We start from the raw sequence: 19,377 nt of genomic DNA on the forward strand, positions 1-19,377 counted from the left end.
CTAAAACACGATCCAGAAATTATATATTGTTATTTATGCCAGATAGTCACAGGTACAGCATCTATGAAAAAAATGCTCTATGGCCTGGTCATTACGACCGCACTGATCTTCCTCTATCTCTGCCCCGCAGACGGCTTTGATGCCTCACTTGCCGGACTGCTCCTTTGGTTCCAGACACTGGTGCCTACCCTGCTTCCCCTGATGATCCTGTCCAATCTGATTATTAATCTGGGACTGATCGAACCGCTGATGTTTCTGTTTGCTCCCATCTTTCGCTTTCTGTTCGGCGTGGGTACAAACGGAAGCTATGCACTCACTGTGGGATTCTTCTGCGGATATCCCATGGGTGCCAAGGTCATTGCAGACCTTACCAATGAAAAACAGATTACCCTTCCCGAAGCACAATATCTTCTGGGGTTTTGCAACAATGTAAGCCCCATGTTCATTATCAATTTTCTGGTATTGGAACATCTGCATAAGGAAGAACTGATTATTCCCACCATTGTAATCATATACGGTGCTCCATTACTTTATGGATTGTTTACCGGCATCAGATGCAGAAAACAATTCCGGGAATCTACTTCTTTACATACAAATACAGCACCTACCACGACATTGAATTTTGGACTGGTAGATGCCTGTATTATGAACGGTATAATAAATATTACAAAACTGGGGGGATACATCATGCTCTTTGCCATACTGGCAAAAATCGTATTATATCTGCCCATCTCAAATGCAGTCATAAAAGCTTTCCTGGTTGGCATCATGGAAGTGACCAATGGGATTCATACCATATCTATGGAAAATGCCTCCTTTACCATCCAATACCTGCTTTTGATTGCAATCTGTTCTTTTGGCGGATTGTCTTCAATTGCGCAGACAGAAAGCATGATACACGAAAGCGGTCTTCGCCTTTCCAAGTATGTAATATCAAAGCTCATCATTACTGTCATCGCCCTTGCTCTTGCCGCATGTTATCTGCTGTAAAAAGGGATTCACCCAAGTGTTCAATGAAACGCTTTACTCTGCAGCTTCGCCTTCGCCGCTCTCTTCCATTGCTGTTGCAACATAATTATTTGGAACAGACTGCGGAGACAGTTCGCTGCGGTTTTTATTTACAATATCATAACAAGACTGAATAGAATTCAGGAATGTATTATATTTAGCACCTGCCGTATCAATCGTATGGCTCATAATTTTTTCTAAGTTTTCCAGCATCTCATCCGTATATTGAATCGCGCTCATACGGATACTGTTAGCATCATTTGTTGCGTTGTCCAGAATTTCCTGTGCCTGGCGGTTGGTATGTTCCAGAAGTGCATTTGACTGTGCAACTGCCTGCTGCATGATTTCATCCTGGCTGATCATCTGCTGCTGCTGTGAAGTAGCATCCGCCAGCATACTGTCTGCTTTTGCCTGGGCATCTGCCAGTATGGCATCTTTATTGCTGATTATCTTCTGGTATCTCTTTATCTCATCCGGAGTCTTCATGCGAAGTTCTCTAAGTAATTCTTCCAATTCTTCTTTATTTACAACAATTTTAGTAGAAGACAAAGGCTGAAATTTACAACTGTCTACATACTCTTCAATTTCTTCAATAATTTGTTCGATTCTGCTGCTCATTATAATCTCTCCTTATTATTCTTTCTTTCCCATATTTTATTATAAATTCTATCAACTACGACCGGTGGAACGAATTTCGAAATATCACCGCCATATGCGGCTACTTCCTTCACAGTTGTCGAACTCAAATAAGCATATTCCAAACTTGTTGTAAGAAATATTGTATCGATATCCTGATCCATAATACGGTTCGTCTGCGCCATCTGCAATTCATAGTCAAAGTCTGTTATCGCCCTAAGTCCCCTTACGATAAACTTTGCATCACATTTTTTCACAAAATCTATGGACAGTCCCGTAAACGATTCTATCCGGATATTCGTTATGTCTTTTGTCGCTTCAAGTAATATATTAACACGTTCCTCTACAGAAAACAACGGGGTTTTTGTATTATTATTCAAAACTCCTACGATCAGCTCGTCCACTAATGCTGCCGAACGTGCCATTACATCCAGATGCCCAAACGTTACCGGATCAAAACTTCCCGGATATACTGCTCTTCTCATGCTAATCTCCCTTCGGCCCGCTTTATGAAGACGTGGGCGTTTGTCTTATATTCTTTATACTTTTCGATTATATAGCCAATACTTACCAGATAAGAAAAATCTGTCTCTTTTGATGCTTCCACGATAATCAATGTATCTTCCGTAATACAGGAAGAATCTGCAAATGCCTCTAAGACACGTCTTTCCCACTCCAGATTATAAGGCGGATCCATAAATACAATATCAAATGGCTCCTGCCCCTCTAATTTATGTATTGCACTAATGGCATCACAGGGCATTACCTGTGCCCGTTCTTCAAGTTTTGTAAATTTGAGATTCTCTTTAATACACTCCACAGCCCTGCGGTTATTTTCTGCAAATGCAGCAAAAGAAGCGCCCCGGCTCAGGGCTTCTATCCCAATCGCCCCGCTTCCGCTGAACAGATCTAAAAACCTGCAGTCGTAAATATCATTTTGCAGCATATTAAACAAAGTCTCTTTTATCCTGTCTGTCGTAGGCCTGGTCTCAAGTCCAGGTACCGTTTTCAAAGGCAGGCGTTTCGCCGTCCCTGCTACTACTCTCATAGAATCTTCCTACCTTTATTGTAATGTTATTCCGTACTATTATAGTTGTTTTTTGGTGTTCATGTCAATTACTTTTGTTGACATTTATGGTAGAATTAAGAAATATGGACCGATAATCACACAGGCACTGGAGAAAGAGGGGGAAATTGGAAGAGATGGGGGGCGCTGATTAAGTCGGATACTATCCGCAAAAAAAACACTCCTGCAAGCTTTCAGGGATTAAGTTTATTGATACAAAGCTGGTTTTCTCAACATGGTGGAACCCCGGGGGTGTGGCATGCTGGACGCTATTGGCAGTAATATATTACCCGGATTACCTAAAACATACTATAAAAAAGCACAGCATATCACAATTTCAGGTTGTGGTGCTGAGCTTTTTCGTGAAAAGTATGGAATTTATAAAACAAAAAGGAAACAGTATTAATTTAAATACTGTTCCAGGTCCCCTGTTACGATAAAAGACACCCACTCTGCTATATTGGTGGAATGGTCAGCCATACGCTCTACATACTTTACAATGAGCAGGTAATCTGTATACGCTTTAATCGCTTCCGGTTTGTGTTTCATCGCCACACAGAGTTCGTCCTTTATCTGGAAGAAATAATCATCCACGGTATCGTCCATAGCGATGATTTTTTCGATTGGCCAAACGTCTTCTTTAATAAAACACTGGATTGTCATATTTACCATCTTTTTCATGGCGTCAATCATTTGTGTAACACCTTCCGGCATCGGCACCGGATCTTCTTTTGCCAGTTCGATGATATATTCGGATATATCGCTGCAATGGTCTGCAATGCGCTCTATATCGGCAATTAAACGCATAATAGAAGTAACTCTTCTTAAGTCAGTAGCTACCGGCTGCTGCTTAGCCACAATGCGGATACAGGCTTTTTCTGTCTCCCGTTCCAGACAGTCCATTTCATCATCCTGTTCCATAATTGCTTTTGCCAATTCTGCATCCGTCTCCGTAAGTGCCTTGATCACTTTGTTAATCATGACTTCTAGAAGTAAACCCATTTTTTCTACATTAAGCGTAATATCATCTAATTCTGCTATATAAGATTTTCTGGTTGTCATTATACTATTCCCCTTTCTGACCTGTATCAACCGAAACGTCCTGTAATATATTCTTCGGTTTTTTTCTCTTTTGGATTGTTGAATATCTGTGTAGTATTTCCATATTCTACCACATCACCAGTAAGGAAGAAAGCAGTTTTATCAGAAATACGGCTGGCCTGCTGCATATTGTGGGTAACGATGACGATCGTATACTTTTCTTTTAACTCAACAGCCAGATCTTCTATCTTTAAGGTGGAAATCGGGTCTAATGCACTGGTCGGCTCATCCATTAAGATAACTTCCGGTTCCACAGCAAGTGCTCTGGCGATACAGATACGCTGCTGCTGTCCTCCTGACATGCCCAGGGCATTTTTCTTTAACCTGTCTTTTGCCTCATCCCAGATCGCTGCCTGTTTCAAACTGCGCTCTACAATTTCATCTAATTCCTGTTTCTTTTTAATTCCGTGAATCCTGGGACCATATGCAACATTGTCATAGATACTCATAGGAAATGGATTCGGCTGCTGGAAGACCATACCTACCCGCTGACGCAGTTTTATTACGTCAATATCACCGTAAATATCCACGTCATCCAAATATATCTTACCTTCCACTTTTACACCTTCAATCAAATCATTCATCCGGTTGATTGTTTTCAAAAAAGTAGACTTTCCGCATCCGGAAGGACCTATAAAGGCAACAATTTCATTTTTTGGTATATTCATATTAATCTTATTCAGAGCTTTAAAGTCTCCATAATAAAGATTCAGATCCTCTACACGAAATTTAGGATTTTCTATCGGATTCATAATGCCTACTCTCCTTTTTTACTCAGAAGTTTTTTTGTAACCACTTTTGATGCAAAGTTTAAGACAATGATGATGACCAGCAGAACAATACCGATTGCACAAGCCGTTGTCAAATCATTTTCTTCTTTCATCAGGGTATACATTTTAATCGTTAAAGTAGCGCCGCTTGCAGAATTTCCAAACAGGGCACCGGGAATCTGTGCAACGGTACCTGCAGTTAACAGAAGTGCCGCTGATTCTCCTACGATACGCCCGATACTCAGCAAAACAGCAACTAAAATTCCAGGCAGTGCATTTGGTAAAACAACCCTGGATACTGTCTGCAGCCTGGTTGCACCCAGTCCTAAGGAAGATTCCCGATAAGTTCTGGGAATTGCTTTTAATGCTTCTTCTGTGGTTGTAATAATCGTTGGAAGCAGGATAATACTAAGAGTTAAAGCTCCAGCCAGTAGAGAATACTGCAGTCCACAGATTTTTACAAAAAACAGTGAACCAAACAAACCATAAATAATAGAAGGAATTCCCGCAAGATTCTCTATTGCAAAATGTATCGTCCTCATCAGTTTACCCGGTTTTGCATACTCAATCAGATAAACGGCAGACAAAATTCCGATTGGCGCTGCAATCAGCAGTGATAATCCAATCATATACAGCGTCGTTACAAGCATCGGCACAATACCGCCGCCGGGACGAACAACTTTTATTTTCAGATTACTGTCTTTGAGACCCTGAATCTGGGTTTTTAAATCAGCTACAGCAGCTTTTACTGCTTCCGGATTTTCCGGATCTGTCTCTTTTACCAGTGTATCTACATTAATACTTCCTATTTTTGAAAGTATATCTTTCTTTTCAATGGGATATGCTTCTTTTTTTTGGTTTAAAGCATCCTTCAAAGGAGATGTTTTATCCATATCACTGATATAAACTTTTTTGTCTTTATTTATATTCAGCGTGATTCCCAGGGATGGAATATATCCTTCCTGTCCGTTATCCGGCATATCTGCTGCCACCTGTGAATTTACATAAGTAGTTTTATCTTCATAATTTCTGGTAAGGAAATCAAAGCTGATTCCCGGCAGCCCTTTTATAACAATAAATCCAATGATTACTACAAGTATAAATACCGTAAATCCGGCAGAACCATAGATCAGGCCTTTTACAATTGAGTCTTTCGTTTTCCTGCTCATGATTTTTCACCTGCCTTGCGTGTAATTTTTAATAAGGTTAAATTAACAATCATAATAAAGATAAATAAGATTACACCGGTTGCAAAGAGCATCTCCTGTTGTCTTCCGGATGCATAGCTCATTTCCATGGCAATATTCGTTGTAAGCGGACGCACCATTGACCAAATACTGTCCGGCAGCCCCTGTGTTGGATTTCCCGCTATCATCATAACAGCCATCGTCTCACCGATTGCACGTCCGACACCAAGCACGGTAGCCGAAAGGATACCTGATTTTGCTGCTGGCAGCACTGCTTTGAAAATCGTCTGCACTTTGGATGCACCAAGGCCAAGGGACGCCTCCCGGTATGATTTCGGTACTGATTTAATTGCACTTTCTGATAGGGAAACAATAGTCGGTAATATCATAATTGTCAATACAATGATTACTGCCAGCAATGACTGTCCCTGCACTTTAGGGGATATTTCCTTAATAATCGGAACGATCACACCCAAACCAAATGCACCGTATAGAACAGAAGGAATGCCAGCAAGTAATTCAACTGCTGGCTTAATTACCTTCACGGCACCTTTTGGCGCTATTTCAGCGATGAAAACCGCTGTCAGAACACCAATCGGCACACCTATTACAATTGCTCCCGCTGTAGCCAGTACAGAAGCTACAATCATATAGAAGATTCCGTAAACATTTTGTCCGGGAGCCCATCTGGTTCCACTGATGAAATCTAAGAAACTGTAGCTGTCAGGACCGAAAAACGGTCGTAATCCTTTGTAAAAAACAAATACTATAATTGCTATTACCGAAATAACTCCCACAAGGGCACAGAGCAAAAAGATTCCTTCTACTACTTTTTCAAATACGTCTCTCTTTACATTTCGGTTCATATTTATACCCATTGCATATTACAGGCTTGCCTGTAATACTGCCACAAATTAAAACAAGGTGAAAGAATCACAGTGTGGCTCCCTTTCTATTTCTAATTTTCTTTCACCATTTACTCCAGGTCCGCATTTCCTGCGGCTTAAATTAATGAAGCTTATATCAGTAGAATTAGTCAATACGAATTCCGCCGTGAGTATCAACTGCCGCCTGTCCTTCTTCAGAGATAGCAAATTCTAAGAATGCTTTGCCTGCATCTGTTACTTTGTCATCATAATAGCAGAAAAGGAATGGTCTGCTCAGTGGATATTCTCCGGATTTTGCTAATTCAGCGGTTGGTTCTACACCTGCTACTGTAAGAGGTTTTACTGTGTCATCAATAAATGAGAAAGATACATAACCGATTGCATTTTCATTTCCTGCTACTGCCGCCTGTACAGGTCCATTTCCTTCAGATACAGATGCATTTCCGGAAAGTCCGCCAGCATCTTCCAGCTTAATTAACTCTTCAAATGCACTTCTTGTTCCTGAACTTTCTTCACGGGATACTACAAAGATGTCTTCATCATTTCCGCCTACCTCTTTCCAGTTTGTAATTTTACCGGAATAAATATCAGCCAACTGCTCTTCTGAAATATCTTTCACTGCTTCATTTGCCGGGTTTACAATAATTGCAATTCCGTCATATGCGAAAACTTCTGTCTTAAGTGCGTCTTCTTTTTCTTCATCCTTAATTTCTCTGGATGCTGCACCGATATTGTTTGTTCCTGATTTTGTATCTGTAATACCTGCTGATGAACCGCTGCCTGTATATTCGATTGTAACGTCAGGATTTTGTGCTTCGAATTCATCTTTCATATCGTTTAAGATCTTCTCTACTGAAGTAGATCCTGTAATTACTATATTTCCGCTGATATCTCCTGCGGGAGCTTCGCTTCCATCTGCACTTGCTGATTCTGAAGAAGCTGCTTCTGTTGTTGCTGCCTGTGTATCACCTGCTCCTGCTTCTGTAGCTGCTGTTGTAGATGGTGATGTTTCTGTTGTACCTGTATTGCTTCCACAAGCAACCAGTCCTAATGTCATAATTCCAACTACCGCCATTGCGATTAATTTCTTCATAATTTTTTCCTCCAAAACTTTTCTAATTTGTTATTACATGAATGTATTCTAATTGATGCGTATAAAGATTATATATTGTATATGTAAAGTTTATGTAAAATCAAAAAATATACTTATAAAAATAAAAAATGCTTTTTTTTGACAGCATTGGAATCAGAAAAAATAAATTTTTGCATAAAAAAACAGCTGTTCTTTCAAGATATTTCCCTGAATAACAGCTGTTTTTTATTTATAAATGAATCGTAATTGCAGTTCCCTCTTCCGGCGTACTGTGCACTTCAATATATCCGCCCTGATATTCAACCACGTGCTTTACAATAGACAGTCCTAATCCCGTACCACCCGTCTGTTTGGAATGACTTTTATCGATTCTGTAAAATCTTTCAAAAATACGTTCCTGGTATTTACTGGGAATTCCAATGCCTGTATCCGACACTTTTATGACCGGATGCTGATCCTCTTCATATATGGATATGGTAACCGAACCGCCCTGACGGTTATACTTTATTCCATTTTCGCAAAGATTATAGATCAGGTCCAGCATCATTGCCCGGACTGCAATCAATTTTACGCTAGAACCTTCCAGGTGAAGCGTTACCATATTACGTTCTGCTACGGATGAAAGGCGTTCTACTATTTCCGTTGAAATCTCATACAGATCCACAAGTTCTTTTGTTGTACGCGCATCTTTTTCATCCAGACGGCTGATTTTGATAATGTCCTCCACCAGGGAAATCAATCGTGCTGCTTCCTTATAGATTTTACCTGCAAACTGAGATATATCCTGTGGCTGTACCATTCCGTTCTGCATCAATTCCGCATATCCGGAGATAGATGTAAGCGGTGTTTTTAATTCATGAGAAACGTTTGCTGAGAATTCTCTTCGCATTTTCTCTGCTTTGTATTTTTCTGTAATGTCCAGTACAAAAAGTACAACCCCCTGGATACTGCCATCCTGTATTACCGGATTTCCAAAAAACTGAATTGTGGTTTCATCCAGCTTTAAGATCTCACTGTGGGTTTCCCCTTTCAATGACTTTTCCACTGTATTCTGAAGCTGTTGGCTGCGGTTGAACAGTGAAATATTTTTACCAATATAGTGCATACTGGGTGCACCTAATATATTTTTACAGCTCTGGTTAATAAATACAATCCTGGAATCTTTATCCAGCAGGATCAATCCTTCATTCATATTGGTAGTTATCGTATTGAATTTTTCCTTTTGTTCAATCAGGTCTGTCATCTGATCCTTAATCTGATAATTCTGCTTTTCAATCCGGTTTAATAACGGAAACAGCTCATTAAAAGAAACGTCCTGGGTTGGATGCTGCAAATCTATGTTATTAATATTGGATATGATTCCATTTGCCAGCTTTGTGGCGATCATAAAGGAACCCAGTAAAATAATCAATGAAATAACACAGGCTGCCGGCAGTACCTTCATAAACGTGGGTATCAGGCCGTCAATAGTACCGGAAACCCGCAAAAAGCTTCCCGTTGACAATTTTATTGCATAATAATAAGTATGCTGTCTCAGCGTGTCAGAAGTCCTCTTGGAAATACCGGTTCCATCTTTCGCGGCATCTATAATTTCCGGTCGTTCCAGGTGATTTTCCATTTTGCTGGCATCCGCCTGACTATCGTAAATAACCTTACCTTTCGGATCGATATATGTGATTCTGGAAGGCGTCTGTGCCTCTATATCATCCAAAAAAGAAACAGGATCCGCCAAACCTTCATAGGCCTTGGCGATGTACACTGCTTCTGTCTTTAATTCGTTTTTTAATTGTTGCTGCATATTGTAATTAAAAAATAACACAAATGCAGCCGTAATGAAAATTACAGTCAAAATCCCCAGTCCGAATACATTTTTATAGATTTTCTTTTTCATTCTTTGGTTCCCATTTTATAGCCCACCCCGCGAACGGTTTCTATCATATTCCCGCTGCTGCCTAATTTCTGCCTCAGCGAGCCGATATGAACATCAACGGTACGGCTTTCCCCTTCGTAATCATAATTCCAGATTACTTCCAGTATTTTATCCCGGGAAAGTACAATTCCCTGGTTTTTCATCAAATACGTAAGAAGTTCAAATTCTTTATAGGTCAGGATGACCTCTTTGCCGCTGACAGTCACTTCATGCTTCTGGATATCCAGATGAATATCCCCAAGTACCATCATATCGGTGGAAATGCTTTTCTGGCTCCGGCGAAGTACCGCTTTGATTCTGGAAATCAATTCCATAACACCAAAAGGCTTCGTTACATAGTCATCTGCACCCACATCCAGTCCCTTGACTTTATCATATTCCGTAGATTTTGCGGTCAGCATAATTACCGGGATATCCTTGTGCTCATTTCTGGCACGCAATTTCTTCAAAATACTGATGCCGTCTTCGTCCGGCAGCATAATATCCAGCAGAATCAAATCAGGATTTCCGTTTTTTAAGCCTTTATAAAATTCTGCGGCATTCTCAAAACCAATTGCTTCATACCCTGATGTCTTCAGGGCATAAGCGACCAACTCTCTGATATTCATATCATCTTCTACACAATAAATCATCTGACTCATAATCTTATCAAAACCTCCATATGCCTGTTTACAGGAGCTTAATACTTAGATCTTTAGTGCGTCTTAATGCTCGCTCATTACGTACCCTGCCAGATTATAGGCATGATCCGAAATTCTTTCCAGGTTACTGATAATATCCAGGAAAATTACTCCGTTAGTAGGGTTACACAACTGCTTGGAAAGTCGTTCGATATGAGTTTCCCGCAGTTCTTCCTCCATATTATCAACCATATCTTCATAAGTTACTACTTTCGTTGCAGCATCTATACTCTCTTCTTCTCTTGCCTTCATGGCATAAACGAATGAATTGGTAACCAGTTCCATGATCTCGCTTAATTCCTTACCTGCCTCTTCGGAGAACTGAATATCATCCTTCGCTTTATTTTCCGCCAGTTCTGCGATATTTTCCGTATGATCTCCCACACGCTCAATGTCGCTTACGGAATAAAACAAATTATTAATAATCGTATGCTGATCTTCATTCAATGAAAGATTACTGATTTTAACCAGATATTCGGTAATCATTTTTTCCATGCTGTTAATAGTTTTTTCCGTCTTATAAACAGTATCTATTTTTTCAGTATCATTATTAAGTACTGCATCAAATGCGTTCTGCATATTTGTCTGAGCAATTCTTCCCATATGAACAACTTCCAGAATTGCATTTTCTACTGCAAAAGAGGGAGTCTCTAAAATACGGTCATCTAAATGACGTAATGTAATCACTTCGTCTGATTCTGTTCCTTCCAAAGCTTCGCCGCCTTTATCCGAAACAATAAGCCCGGACAGCTGAACCAGTTTGTTTGCAAACGGGAACAGAATAATTGTACAGATAATATTAAATATAGTATGAAAAATAGAAATTCCCACGCTGCCGATTCCGGCTGCCGCAAATACAGGATTCAGCTGGAATATGGCAAACATTGCCGCACCGAATATTACCGCACCTATCATATTAAATGATAAATGGATTACAGCTGCCCGCTTCGCATTCCTGGGTGCTCCAATACTTGATAAAAGTGCAGTAAAACAAGAACCTATATTCGAACCAAGGCTGATATAAATTGCCGAGCTTGCCGTAACAACACCGCCGGTAGCAGCCAGTGTCTGCAGAATACCAACAGAGGCAGAAGAACTCTGCATAATACCGGTAACCAAAGCTCCAATTGCAATACCAAGGAACGGATTGCTGCCAAATAATGCAAATGCCTTTGTGAAGATCGGCAGTTCCGTATAAGAAGAAGCAGAATTTTTCATAAAATCCAGACCGATGAATAATAAGCCCAGACCAATAATGATTTCACCAATCGTTTTCTTCTTCTGCTTTTTGGAAAACATAATAAAAAATGCTCCGATACCCACTAATAAGGGCGCATAAAGAGATGGCGATACAGCTTTAAAACTGTCCCCAAGCTGTCCCAGGGATACAATCCAGGATGTGATACAGGTACCGATATTGGCACCCATGATTACTCCCACAGCCTGTCCCAGATTCATAATGCCTGCATTTACAAATCCAACTACCATTACCGTAGTCGCACCACTGCTTTGAATAATTGCCGTAATCAAGGCTCCAACCAGAATTGCCATTACCCGGTTATTGGTTAAAACTCCCAGCAGCTCCCTCATTTTGTTGCCGGTCGATTTCTGAATTCCATCCGACATGCTGTGCATACCGTAAAGGAACATTCCAAGGCCTCCGCAAAACATAAACAAATTCTGTACGTCATTAATTGACATCTGATAATCCTCCTAATTTAAACCAAATCTTTTTCATAATAAGTCCTATGTATCCGCAGGCGCATCCGTCTGGCTCGCTGCCCGCGGGAATAAATTCACAAAAAAATAGGGATGCTGCTACACCCCTCTCTTAGATTTTAAATCTGTAATCTCCATTCAAGATCACCATGAGCTAATCCAAGAATTAAAGATTCCGCAGTTGCAATATTGGTTGCAATTGGGATATTATATTTATCACAACATTTTGATATTGTATAAATATCCGGCTCCTTAGGATCTACCATAGCCGGGTTGTAGAAAAAGATTACCATATCTAGGCCATTTCTCTCAAGCATTTCTGTAAACTGCTTATCTCCTCCCACGCTTCCAGGGAGAAATTTGTGGACGCGGAGATTCGTTACATCTTCTACACGGCGCCCTGTAATTCCTGTCGCATAAATTTCATGTTTGCTAAGTATATGCTTATATGCAAGACAAAAATCTTCAATTAAACTCTTTTTACTGTTATGTGCAATAATACCGATATTCATCTAACCATCCTTTTTTCTCTTCTTTCTACCGATTATAACATATAAATAGGGAAAATGGAAAATGTTTTTTTGTTTTTATCTAAATTTGTAAAAAATTGCAAAAATTTCCAGTTTAGAATTTCAATTAATTCATATACTAGGAAGGCAATAACAAATTGCAAATAAAAAAAAACAGACAGAAAAAAAGGAGGGGTTATGATGTCAAACAGATCATCTAACACAGCAGCAGTACCAGAAGCAAAAGGAGCTTTAGACCGTTTCAAATTTGAGGTAGCTAACGAATTAGGAGTACCGTTAACAGACGGATACAATGGTAACTTAACTTCCAAACAGAATGGTAGCGTTGGTGGCTATATGGTTAAGAAAATGATCGAAGCTCAGGAAAGACAGATGTCCGGCGGAGCAAGCATGCCAGCAGGTAACATGTCAGCAGGTAACATGTCAGCAGGTAGCACTTCTCAGTACTAATCTCAAAAATGAATTCATTCGTATTTGACAAAGAAAGGGCCCAGATAATTTTATCTGGGCTTTTCTCTGTTATATGATTTTATCTATAAGTACACATTACCGGTTACATCGCCGTTGATTACAAAATATGCAGCATTTTCTTCCGGTTTTAAATATATGTCTATGGATTTGATATCCGCAGCTTTATTTTTTAAAACTTTTGTCCAATGTTCTTTTGCCTGTTTCGTAATTTCCTCTGTATTAATCTCTTTCCCCAGATACTGAAGATAGATTGTTTCTTTTACATCTGCCTTTTTAGCCGGTGCTTTTCTTGCTGCTGTCTTTTTCTCTGCCGGAGCTTTTTCAGCCGCTGGCTTTTCCTCTGCTTTAACTGCTGCCTTTGCTGCAGTCTTAGCTGCTGTTGTTTTAGCTGCCGGAGCTTTTACTGCTGCTGCTTTCTCTTCTGTTGCATCTGTTACTTTTTCTTCTGTAGTCTTAGCAGCCGGCTCTGCCTTCTTCGCTGCTCTCTTTGATGGTGTTTTTGTTGCTTTAGTGGCTTCTGTCGTAGCTGCTGCTGTCTCTTTTACGTTTGCTTTTACGGTTTTCATACATTTTCCTCCTCGCAAAACACTTCCATGCATATATATCATTTACATAAAGCATAATATACCATTTTTTCAAAAATAGCAACTATTTCTTCTATAAGTTGATGCGGCCAAAGCCCTGCAGCATGTATTCCTGCAGTTTTTTATCCAGATAGCAGTACTCGGGTTTTCCTGCCAATTCACCCTGATCCAGAATAATCTGAGCCGCTTCGCTGGCCTTTTGCAGGATGGATGCATCGGTAAATACATCCCCGATTTTAAATTCCAGCAAACCGCTTTGGCGCACGCCAAATACATCTCCCGGTCCCCGAAGCTTTAAATCTTCGCTGGCAATAAAAAAGCCATCGTTGGATTTATTAAGGATCTCCAGACGCTCCTTTACCTTTTTACTGTCTGATGCACGCACCATAATACAATAGGACTGGTATTGTCCCCGTCCCACCCTGCCCCGGAGCTGATGCAGCTGTGCCAGACCGAACCGCTCTGCATTTTCAATCATCATCACAGTGGCATTGGGTACATTCACGCCGACTTCCACTACTGTAGTAGAAACCAATACATCAATTTCATGATTTAAAAAACGTTCCATAATGCTGTTTTTTTCTTTTGGTTTCATCTTCCCATGCAGATATTCGATCTGAATATTTTCAGCCAGCGCCGCCCTCAGCCGCTCGGTATACTCGATTACATTTTCTGCCTCAATCGCTTCACTCTCTTCTACCATAGGGCAGATGATGTAAGCCTGGCGCCCTTCTTCAATCTCATTTTGAATAAAGGAATATGCCTTCGGACGATACCTGGTATCTACTACACAATTTTTAATTGGCAGACGGTTTGCAGGAAGCTCATCAATAACAGAGACATCCAGATCACCATAAAGAATAACTGCCAATGTCCGCGGAATCGGTGTAGCACTCATAACCAGTACATGGGGTAATTCTCCCTTTTCGGAGAGCGCCTCTCTTTGGCGTACCCCGAAGCGGTGCTGTTCATCCGTAATTACCAGGGCCAGATTTTTATAATTTACTTTTTCCTGAATCAGTGCATGGGTACCAATTATGATATCGGCTTCGCCTGTTTCTATTTTTTCATATACTGCCCTTTTTTCTTTTGCCGTCATAGAACCTGTTAAAAGCACCGTATTAAAGTCAAGATGCTGTTCCTCTAACAGGCCACAGATGGATTCAAAGTGCTGTACAGCCAGAACTTCCGTAGGAACCATTAAGGATCCCTGATATCCGTTCTGTGCCGTCATAATCAATGCCAAAATGGCAAGGATGGTCTTCCCGGAACCAACATCTCCCTGAACCAGTCTTGCCATAACTTTCGGACTTAATAAGTCTTTTTCAATTTCTTTCCATACCTTCGCCTGGGCTTTGGTAAGTGAAAACTTAAGATTGGCAATAATCTGATCTGTCAGCGGTGTTTGCTGCATATGAAAACTGTGATACAGCTCTTCCGTACTGTCTTTGAGGCGGCGCAGTGCCAGAATAAACAAAAAGAATTCATCAAATACCAGACGGTTTCTCGCTAGCATAACATCATGCATATCTTTTGGAAAATGTATCTGTTCAATGGCATAGTGGAATTCAGCCAGATGATATTCTTTTCTGATTTCCTCCGGAAGATAATCATGGTACTCCTCCAGCAGAGGAAGTGCCTGGCGCACAGCTTTGGTAATCATATTGTTGGTAAGCCCGGTCACTAAGGTATAAATTGGCTGCATCACATGGAGCATTTCCTGGTATTGGTCTACACGAAAAACAGCAGGTTGTTCCATCAACAACTGCTGTTCTTTACGTGAAATCTTCCCACGGAATATATATTTACTTCCCCTTTTCAGGGTATTTTTTAAATAGGGCATATTAAACCAGGTCAAACGGATCATGCCGCCGCTGTCGTCCCGAATGACCGTATTGGTAATCTGCAGCCGTCTGACTCTTTTTACATCCAGAGTCTGTACAACCGTACCATAGACGGCTGCCGACACATCATCATCCGAGATCTCAGATACCTTAACGATGTTATCATAAGTATCATAATTTCTCGGATAATAATTTAGCAGATCATCAATTGTTCTAATCCCTGCTTTTTGAAAAACCAGAACCGTCTTCTCTCCGATTCCTTTTAATTCCTGAATGGATGATTCCATATTCATCATAAATCACCTGTTACTCTACTGAAATCACGTAATAATAAATCGGCTGCCCACCGGAATAAACTTCTACATCACATTCCGGATATTCCTCCCTGAATTTATCTCCAAGTTCATTTGCCGCCTCTTCCGTCACTTCTTCTCCATAATAGATACTGATCAGCTCTGATTCATCATCCATCATCAGATCAACGGTCTCATTTGCTACAGCTTCCAGTTTTTCACCGACTGCCAGGATAGCATGATCCCCAATACCCATAATATTGCCTTCTTTGATTTCTTTGTCGTCAATATGGGTATCCCGAACTGCATAGGTAATCTGACCTGTCTTAACATGCTGAATCTCTTCTACCATTGCAGCTTCATTTTCTTCCGGTGTTTTTTCCGGAATATAATTGATAATAGCTGTAATACCCTGTGGTACAGTCTTTGTAGGAATTACAATTATTTTCTTATCTTTTGTCAAAAGTTTTGCCTGATTAGCTGCAAGGATAATATTTTTATTATTTGGAAGGATATAGATGGTATCTGCATTTACTTTTTCTATTGCATTTAACATATCTTCCGTACTGGGGTTCATAGTCTGTCCGCCTTCAATGAGGTAATCCACACCAAGTCCCTTAAATATTTCACCAATTCCTTCTCCTATGGAAACGGAAATAAAGCCAACTTCTTTTGGTGGTGTTGCCGGCATTGACTGCGCTTTCACCTGATTTTCTGCCTGTTGCTGTAATGCAAGTTTTTCGGCATCTTTGATCAGTTTCTCCTGATGTTCTTCCCTCATATTATCAATCTTCATGCGGGACAGTTCACCATAAGTTAATGCGCGGGAAATTGCCTTTCCAGGGTCATTGGTATGTACATGAACCTTGACAATATCCTCATCAGCAACAACAACAATAGAATCACCAATGGATTCTAAGAATCCCTTAAATTCCATTTCCTGTTTATCTGAAAGTTCACTCTTCGTCATGATGATAAATTCAGTACAATATCCAAATTTAATATCAGCTTCTGCCTGCGGTGTAATCTTCTTTACGCTTCCCTGGGCAGATACGCCTTCAATTGTATAATCGATTTCTTTTCCAAGGAATCCGTCGTAAGCCCCTTTCAGAACCTGTACCAGTCCCTGTCCGCCGGAATCTACCACTCCGGCTTCTTTTAATACCGGCAGCATCTCCGGAGTCTGTGAAAGAACATAATCTGCATGTTCAATCACTTCTTTCAGGAACTGCTCCATTCCGATATCCGTTTCCGCAAGCTCTGCAGCCTTTTGTGCTGCGCCTTTGGCAACCGTAAGGATTGTACCTTCCTTGGGCTTCATAACGGCTTTATAAGCGGTTTCTACCGCTTTCTGGAATGCACCCGCCAAAATCTGAATATCGATTTCGTCATGCATCTTAATCCCTTTCGTAAAGCCACGAAACAGCTGTGACAGAATAACGCCCGAATTTCCTCTCGCTCCCCTCAGGGAACCAGAAGAAATTGCTTTCGCCAACACCTCCATGTCAGGATCGGTAAGTGCCGCCACCTCTTTTGCCGCAGACATAATTGTCAATGTCATATTCGTTCCTGTATCTCCATCCGGAACAGGGAATACATTTAATTCATTGATCCATTCTTTCTTAGACTCCAGATTTTTAGCACCCGCCAGAAACATCTTTGCACACAGACTGGCATTTATCGTATTTGTTACCACAACAAGTTCCTCCTTAATCAATCGATCTTACGCCTTCAACGTAAACATTTATTTTTTCAATCTCCATGCCGGTAAACTCTTCTACCTTATATTTTACATTACTGAGTAAATTATCCGCAACGGCTGAAATGCTTACGCCATATGCCACAATCACATGAAAATCCAGTGATATTTTATTGTTTTCTACCCGGACGTTAATCCCATGCTTCAAGCTTTCTTTTCTTAAGAGCTTTACTAAACCATCTTTCATATTAACAGCAGCCATACCTACGATACCAAAACATTCAACGGCAACGCTGCCTGCATAAGTAGCGATTACATCAGTATCAATCAAGATAGAACCCAGATCTGTATCCATGCGTCCCTTCATATCGTTACCTCCAACTTTTAAATTATAATATCTCTGCGTACATTATACCCTCTTTTCACACAAAATGAAATATTAATTTTAATTTTTAACAATTTATTTCATAATTTTTTATTTTTCACTTGCAAAATATGGTGCCATCTGATAGAATAACTAGTGTTGTGAGTCTATATCTAGTACAGACTTGCGCAAATAATTAAGTAATACACGCTGAACATTCTCTGTCACGGATAGACAAAGTGTATTGTTTCATTATTTGTGCAATGTTGTACAAGAGTGATAGACGAATATTAAAGTCAAGGAGGTGCTTATTCATGGCTAAATGTGCTATTTGTGAAAAGGGTGCTCATTTCGGAAACAATGTGAGTCATTCTCATAGAAGATCGAACAAAATGTGGAAATCTAACATCAAATCAGTTAAAGTAAAAGTTAACGGAGCTGCTAAGAAGATGTATGTATGTACTTCTTGCTTAAGATCCGGTAAAGTTGAAAGAGCTTAGTTAGAGGAACCTCTCACCATTGGTTGAGGGGTTTTTTTGCAGAAACCGACTTCGTACACAACAAGCTAAGAGCCAGTCCCAATGCTGAAAACCGGCATTGGGACTGGCTTATTTTAATCCATTCGCTTCACAGAATTGCTTCACCGTTTTGATAAATTTCGTGCTGTTAGGCAGAACTAAGCGATGTCTCTATACATTATGGATAGTTTTATATATCAACCATTCCTCTAGAGCGTGTTACTAAAATTGCTTTCTGACAGCTGTGCGTCACACTTTGTGGGAGATTCGTTCCAAATAAAAGGCACATAGCGGGCTGTGTAATCTGAGTTTGGAGCTAATATACCGCGAAGTGGGGCGTATAGATGGCGGGAATGAATTTTCAAACACACTCTAACACATAAACAGGTTATATCCTATTAATAAGAGCACAAAAATTATCAGAACGGTTATAAAGGCATTTGGCATGCATAAAGCTAAGAGCATCCCTACAGCCACCCAAAACAGTGTATAACCTACAATCCGTTTCATAACCGTCCACCTGCATATCTCGTTTCTATATCATATGCAGGAACTATCGATTTAACACATTTTATTCTTCATCTGTTTCATAATCCGTTGTACTTTCCGTTTCTGTTTTCCCAGAAGCTGCAGAAGTATCTGTTTCCGTCTTGCCTGCTGCAAATTTATTTACAAAATCAGGCACCATATCCAGTATTTTTGTAAGACCATCCTGATTCTTCACATTTACAAGTTTCGTCGTTCCATTTTGAATCACCAGTACTGCACTGGGGGACATTTTTCCGCCCATTGCTCCTCCGCCATTATTTTTAGCGTCTCCGGAAAGAGCACCTGCGGCAACTCCAAAAGAAACGTCAACCAGCGGAAGAATTATAGTGTCTCCTACGGACATTGCCTCTCCTACTACAGTTTTTGTATTGATAAAGCTGTCCATCCCCTTGAATAATGAATCTACGGTTGTCTGAAAATTATTGTCTGAAGCCATGTTTATTTCCTC

General features: G+C 40.3%; 21 protein-coding genes. 3 read left to right on the forward strand and 18 right to left on the reverse strand.

The window, feature by feature from the left end; all coding sequences use genetic code 11:
• Window positions 1–63 precede the first annotated feature (63 nt).
• Window positions 64–990: a hypothetical protein gene (locus RHS_RS02495; protein WP_047832230.1), complete on the forward strand. Its 927-nt coding sequence runs from the start codon at window positions 64–66 to the stop codon at window positions 988–990.
• Window positions 991–1,023: 33 nt separating this feature from the next.
• On the opposite strand, the gene RHS_RS02500 is transcribed toward RHS_RS02495, so the two are convergent.
• From RHS_RS02500 to RHS_RS02555, 12 genes are all read right to left on the reverse strand, one after another.
• Window positions 1,024–1,626 carry an ATPase gene (locus tag RHS_RS02500; protein ID WP_027294000.1) on the reverse strand — a complete coding sequence of 201 codons (603 nt, stop codon included), beginning with the start codon at window positions 1,624–1,626 and terminating at the stop codon, window positions 1,024–1,026.
• Window positions 1,626–2,129 (reverse strand): pantetheine-phosphate adenylyltransferase, encoded by a 504-nt coding sequence (coaD, locus tag RHS_RS02505; protein ID WP_027293999.1) that lies wholly within the window; start codon window positions 2,127–2,129, stop codon window positions 1,626–1,628. Before coaD ends, RHS_RS02500 begins: the two co-directional genes overlap by 1 nt.
• Window positions 2,126–2,692: a 16S rRNA (guanine(966)-N(2))-methyltransferase RsmD gene (gene rsmD / locus RHS_RS02510; protein ID WP_027293998.1), complete on the reverse strand. Its 567-nt coding sequence runs from the start codon at window positions 2,690–2,692 to the stop codon at window positions 2,126–2,128. The genes coaD and rsmD overlap by 4 nt, the downstream gene beginning before the upstream one ends.
• 420 nt (window positions 2,693–3,112) lie before the next feature.
• On the reverse strand, window positions 3,113–3,772 hold the full coding sequence (gene phoU / locus RHS_RS02515; protein ID WP_027293997.1) for a phosphate signaling complex protein PhoU: 660 nt from the start codon (window positions 3,770–3,772) through the stop codon (window positions 3,113–3,115).
• Window positions 3,773–3,798: 26 nt separating this feature from the next.
• The gene (gene pstB, locus RHS_RS02520; protein WP_027293996.1) at window positions 3,799–4,563 is read right to left on the reverse strand and encodes a phosphate ABC transporter ATP-binding protein PstB; all 765 of its coding nucleotides are present in this window, start codon (window positions 4,561–4,563) and stop codon (window positions 3,799–3,801) included.
• 5 nt (window positions 4,564–4,568) lie between these two features.
• The gene (pstA, locus tag RHS_RS02525; RefSeq protein WP_395021043.1) at window positions 4,569–5,750 is read right to left on the reverse strand and encodes a phosphate ABC transporter permease PstA; all 1,182 of its coding nucleotides are present in this window, start codon (window positions 5,748–5,750) and stop codon (window positions 4,569–4,571) included.
• Window positions 5,747–6,634 carry a phosphate ABC transporter permease subunit PstC gene (pstC, locus tag RHS_RS02530; RefSeq protein WP_242881466.1) on the reverse strand — a complete coding sequence of 296 codons (888 nt, stop codon included), beginning with the start codon at window positions 6,632–6,634 and terminating at the stop codon, window positions 5,747–5,749. Before pstC ends, pstA begins: the two co-directional genes overlap by 4 nt.
• A gap of 166 nt (window positions 6,635–6,800) precedes the next feature.
• Window positions 6,801–7,748 (reverse strand): phosphate ABC transporter substrate-binding protein, encoded by a 948-nt coding sequence (locus RHS_RS02535; protein ID WP_044296748.1) that lies wholly within the window; start codon window positions 7,746–7,748, stop codon window positions 6,801–6,803.
• Window positions 7,749–7,977: 229 nt separating this feature from the next.
• Window positions 7,978–9,639, reverse strand: coding sequence for an ATP-binding protein (locus RHS_RS02540; RefSeq protein WP_027293992.1), 1,662 nt, complete (start codon window positions 9,637–9,639; stop codon window positions 7,978–7,980).
• Entirely contained in the window at window positions 9,636–10,310 is a 675-nt protein-coding gene (locus RHS_RS02545; RefSeq protein ID WP_027293991.1) for a response regulator transcription factor, read from the reverse strand. Before RHS_RS02545 ends, RHS_RS02540 begins: the two co-directional genes overlap by 4 nt.
• A 72-nt stretch (window positions 10,311–10,382) precedes the next feature.
• Window positions 10,383–12,059 (reverse strand): Na/Pi cotransporter family protein, encoded by a 1,677-nt coding sequence (locus tag RHS_RS02550; protein ID WP_027293990.1) that lies wholly within the window; start codon window positions 12,057–12,059, stop codon window positions 10,383–10,385.
• Between the two features lie 137 nt (window positions 12,060–12,196).
• On the reverse strand, window positions 12,197–12,589 hold the full coding sequence (locus RHS_RS02555) for a methylglyoxal synthase (RefSeq protein WP_027293989.1): 393 nt from the start codon (window positions 12,587–12,589) through the stop codon (window positions 12,197–12,199).
• Window positions 12,590–12,787: 198 nt separating this feature from the next.
• On the opposite strand from RHS_RS02555, the gene RHS_RS02560 reads away from it, so the two are divergent.
• Window positions 12,788–13,057, forward strand: coding sequence for an alpha/beta-type small acid-soluble spore protein (locus tag RHS_RS02560; RefSeq protein WP_047832232.1), 270 nt, complete (start codon window positions 12,788–12,790; stop codon window positions 13,055–13,057).
• A gap of 83 nt (window positions 13,058–13,140) precedes the next feature.
• On the opposite strand, the gene RHS_RS02565 is transcribed toward RHS_RS02560, so the two are convergent.
• The 4 genes from RHS_RS02565 to RHS_RS02580 all read right to left on the reverse strand — a co-directional run bounded on the left by RHS_RS02565 (window position 13,141) and on the right by RHS_RS02580 (window position 17,865).
• Entirely contained in the window at window positions 13,141–13,644 is a 504-nt protein-coding gene (locus tag RHS_RS02565; protein ID WP_044296751.1) for a DUF6465 family protein, read from the reverse strand.
• Window positions 13,645–13,735: 91 nt separating this feature from the next.
• Complete coding sequence (gene recG, locus RHS_RS02570) at window positions 13,736–15,802, reverse strand: ATP-dependent DNA helicase RecG (RefSeq protein WP_395021047.1); 2,067 nt, start codon at window positions 15,800–15,802, stop codon at window positions 13,736–13,738.
• 10 nt (window positions 15,803–15,812) lie between these two features.
• The gene (locus RHS_RS02575; RefSeq protein ID WP_047832278.1) at window positions 15,813–17,456 is read right to left on the reverse strand and encodes a DAK2 domain-containing protein; all 1,644 of its coding nucleotides are present in this window, start codon (window positions 17,454–17,456) and stop codon (window positions 15,813–15,815) included.
• A gap of 52 nt (window positions 17,457–17,508) precedes the next feature.
• Window positions 17,509–17,865 carry an Asp23/Gls24 family envelope stress response protein gene (locus tag RHS_RS02580; RefSeq protein ID WP_027293984.1) on the reverse strand — a complete coding sequence of 119 codons (357 nt, stop codon included), beginning with the start codon at window positions 17,863–17,865 and terminating at the stop codon, window positions 17,509–17,511.
• 311 nt (window positions 17,866–18,176) lie between these two features.
• Between RHS_RS02580 and rpmB the strand changes: the two genes are divergently transcribed.
• Window positions 18,177–18,362 (forward strand): 50S ribosomal protein L28, encoded by a 186-nt coding sequence (gene rpmB, locus RHS_RS02585; RefSeq protein ID WP_027293983.1) that lies wholly within the window; start codon window positions 18,177–18,179, stop codon window positions 18,360–18,362.
• A 227-nt stretch (window positions 18,363–18,589) separates the two neighbouring features.
• Here the strand turns inward: rpmB and RHS_RS29930 are convergent, their stop codons facing one another.
• On the reverse strand, window positions 18,590–18,751 hold the full coding sequence (locus tag RHS_RS29930) for a DUF6783 domain-containing protein (RefSeq protein WP_334295874.1): 162 nt from the start codon (window positions 18,749–18,751) through the stop codon (window positions 18,590–18,592).
• Between the two features lie 200 nt (window positions 18,752–18,951).
• The gene (locus RHS_RS02590; RefSeq protein WP_047832234.1) at window positions 18,952–19,365 is read right to left on the reverse strand and encodes a GerW family sporulation protein; all 414 of its coding nucleotides are present in this window, start codon (window positions 19,363–19,365) and stop codon (window positions 18,952–18,954) included.
• Window positions 19,366–19,377: the final 12 nt, after the last annotated feature.

This window comes from Robinsoniella sp. RHS, assembly GCF_001029355.1.
Classification (GTDB): domain Bacteria; phylum Bacillota; class Clostridia; order Lachnospirales; family Lachnospiraceae; genus Robinsoniella; species Robinsoniella peoriensis.

Coding starts and splice junctions, on each gene's coding strand:
- recG (WP_395021047.1), bottom strand. CDS start 15,802: ATGATGAATATGGAATCATCCATTCAGGAATTAAAAGGAATCGGAGAG.
- RHS_RS02560 (WP_047832232.1), top strand. CDS start 12,788: ATGTCAAACAGATCATCTAACACAGCAGCAGTACCAGAAGCAAAAGGA.
- pstA (WP_395021043.1), bottom strand. CDS start 5,750: ATGAGCAGGAAAACGAAAGACTCAATTGTAAAAGGCCTGATCTATGGT.
- rpmB (WP_027293983.1), top strand. CDS start 18,177: ATGGCTAAATGTGCTATTTGTGAAAAGGGTGCTCATTTCGGAAACAAT.
- RHS_RS02555 (WP_027293989.1), bottom strand. CDS start 12,589: ATGAATATCGGTATTATTGCACATAACAGTAAAAAGAGTTTAATTGAA.
- RHS_RS02575 (WP_047832278.1), bottom strand. CDS start 17,456: ATGTTTCTGGCGGGTGCTAAAAATCTGGAGTCTAAGAAAGAATGGATC.
- coaD (WP_027293999.1), bottom strand. CDS start 2,129: ATGAGAAGAGCAGTATATCCGGGAAGTTTTGATCCGGTAACGTTTGGG.
- rsmD (WP_027293998.1), bottom strand. CDS start 2,692: ATGAGAGTAGTAGCAGGGACGGCGAAACGCCTGCCTTTGAAAACGGTA.
- RHS_RS02540 (WP_027293992.1), bottom strand. CDS start 9,639: ATGAAAAAGAAAATCTATAAAAATGTATTCGGACTGGGGATTTTGACT.
- RHS_RS02565 (WP_044296751.1), bottom strand. CDS start 13,644: ATGAAAACCGTAAAAGCAAACGTAAAAGAGACAGCAGCAGCTACGACA.
- RHS_RS02535 (WP_044296748.1), bottom strand. CDS start 7,748: ATGAAGAAATTAATCGCAATGGCGGTAGTTGGAATTATGACATTAGGA.
- pstB (WP_027293996.1), bottom strand. CDS start 4,563: ATGAATCCGATAGAAAATCCTAAATTTCGTGTAGAGGATCTGAATCTT.
- phoU (WP_027293997.1), bottom strand. CDS start 3,772: ATGACAACCAGAAAATCTTATATAGCAGAATTAGATGATATTACGCTT.
- RHS_RS02545 (WP_027293991.1), bottom strand. CDS start 10,310: ATGATTTATTGTGTAGAAGATGATATGAATATCAGAGAGTTGGTCGCT.
- pstC (WP_242881466.1), bottom strand. CDS start 6,634: ATGAACCGAAATGTAAAGAGAGACGTATTTGAAAAAGTAGTAGAAGGA.
- RHS_RS02495 (WP_047832230.1), top strand. CDS start 64: ATGAAAAAAATGCTCTATGGCCTGGTCATTACGACCGCACTGATCTTC.
- RHS_RS02590 (WP_047832234.1), bottom strand. CDS start 19,365: ATGGCTTCAGACAATAATTTTCAGACAACCGTAGATTCATTATTCAAG.
- RHS_RS02500 (WP_027294000.1), bottom strand. CDS start 1,626: ATGAGCAGCAGAATCGAACAAATTATTGAAGAAATTGAAGAGTATGTA.
- RHS_RS02550 (WP_027293990.1), bottom strand. CDS start 12,059: ATGTCAATTAATGACGTACAGAATTTGTTTATGTTTTGCGGAGGCCTT.
- RHS_RS02580 (WP_027293984.1), bottom strand. CDS start 17,865: ATGAAGGGACGCATGGATACAGATCTGGGTTCTATCTTGATTGATACT.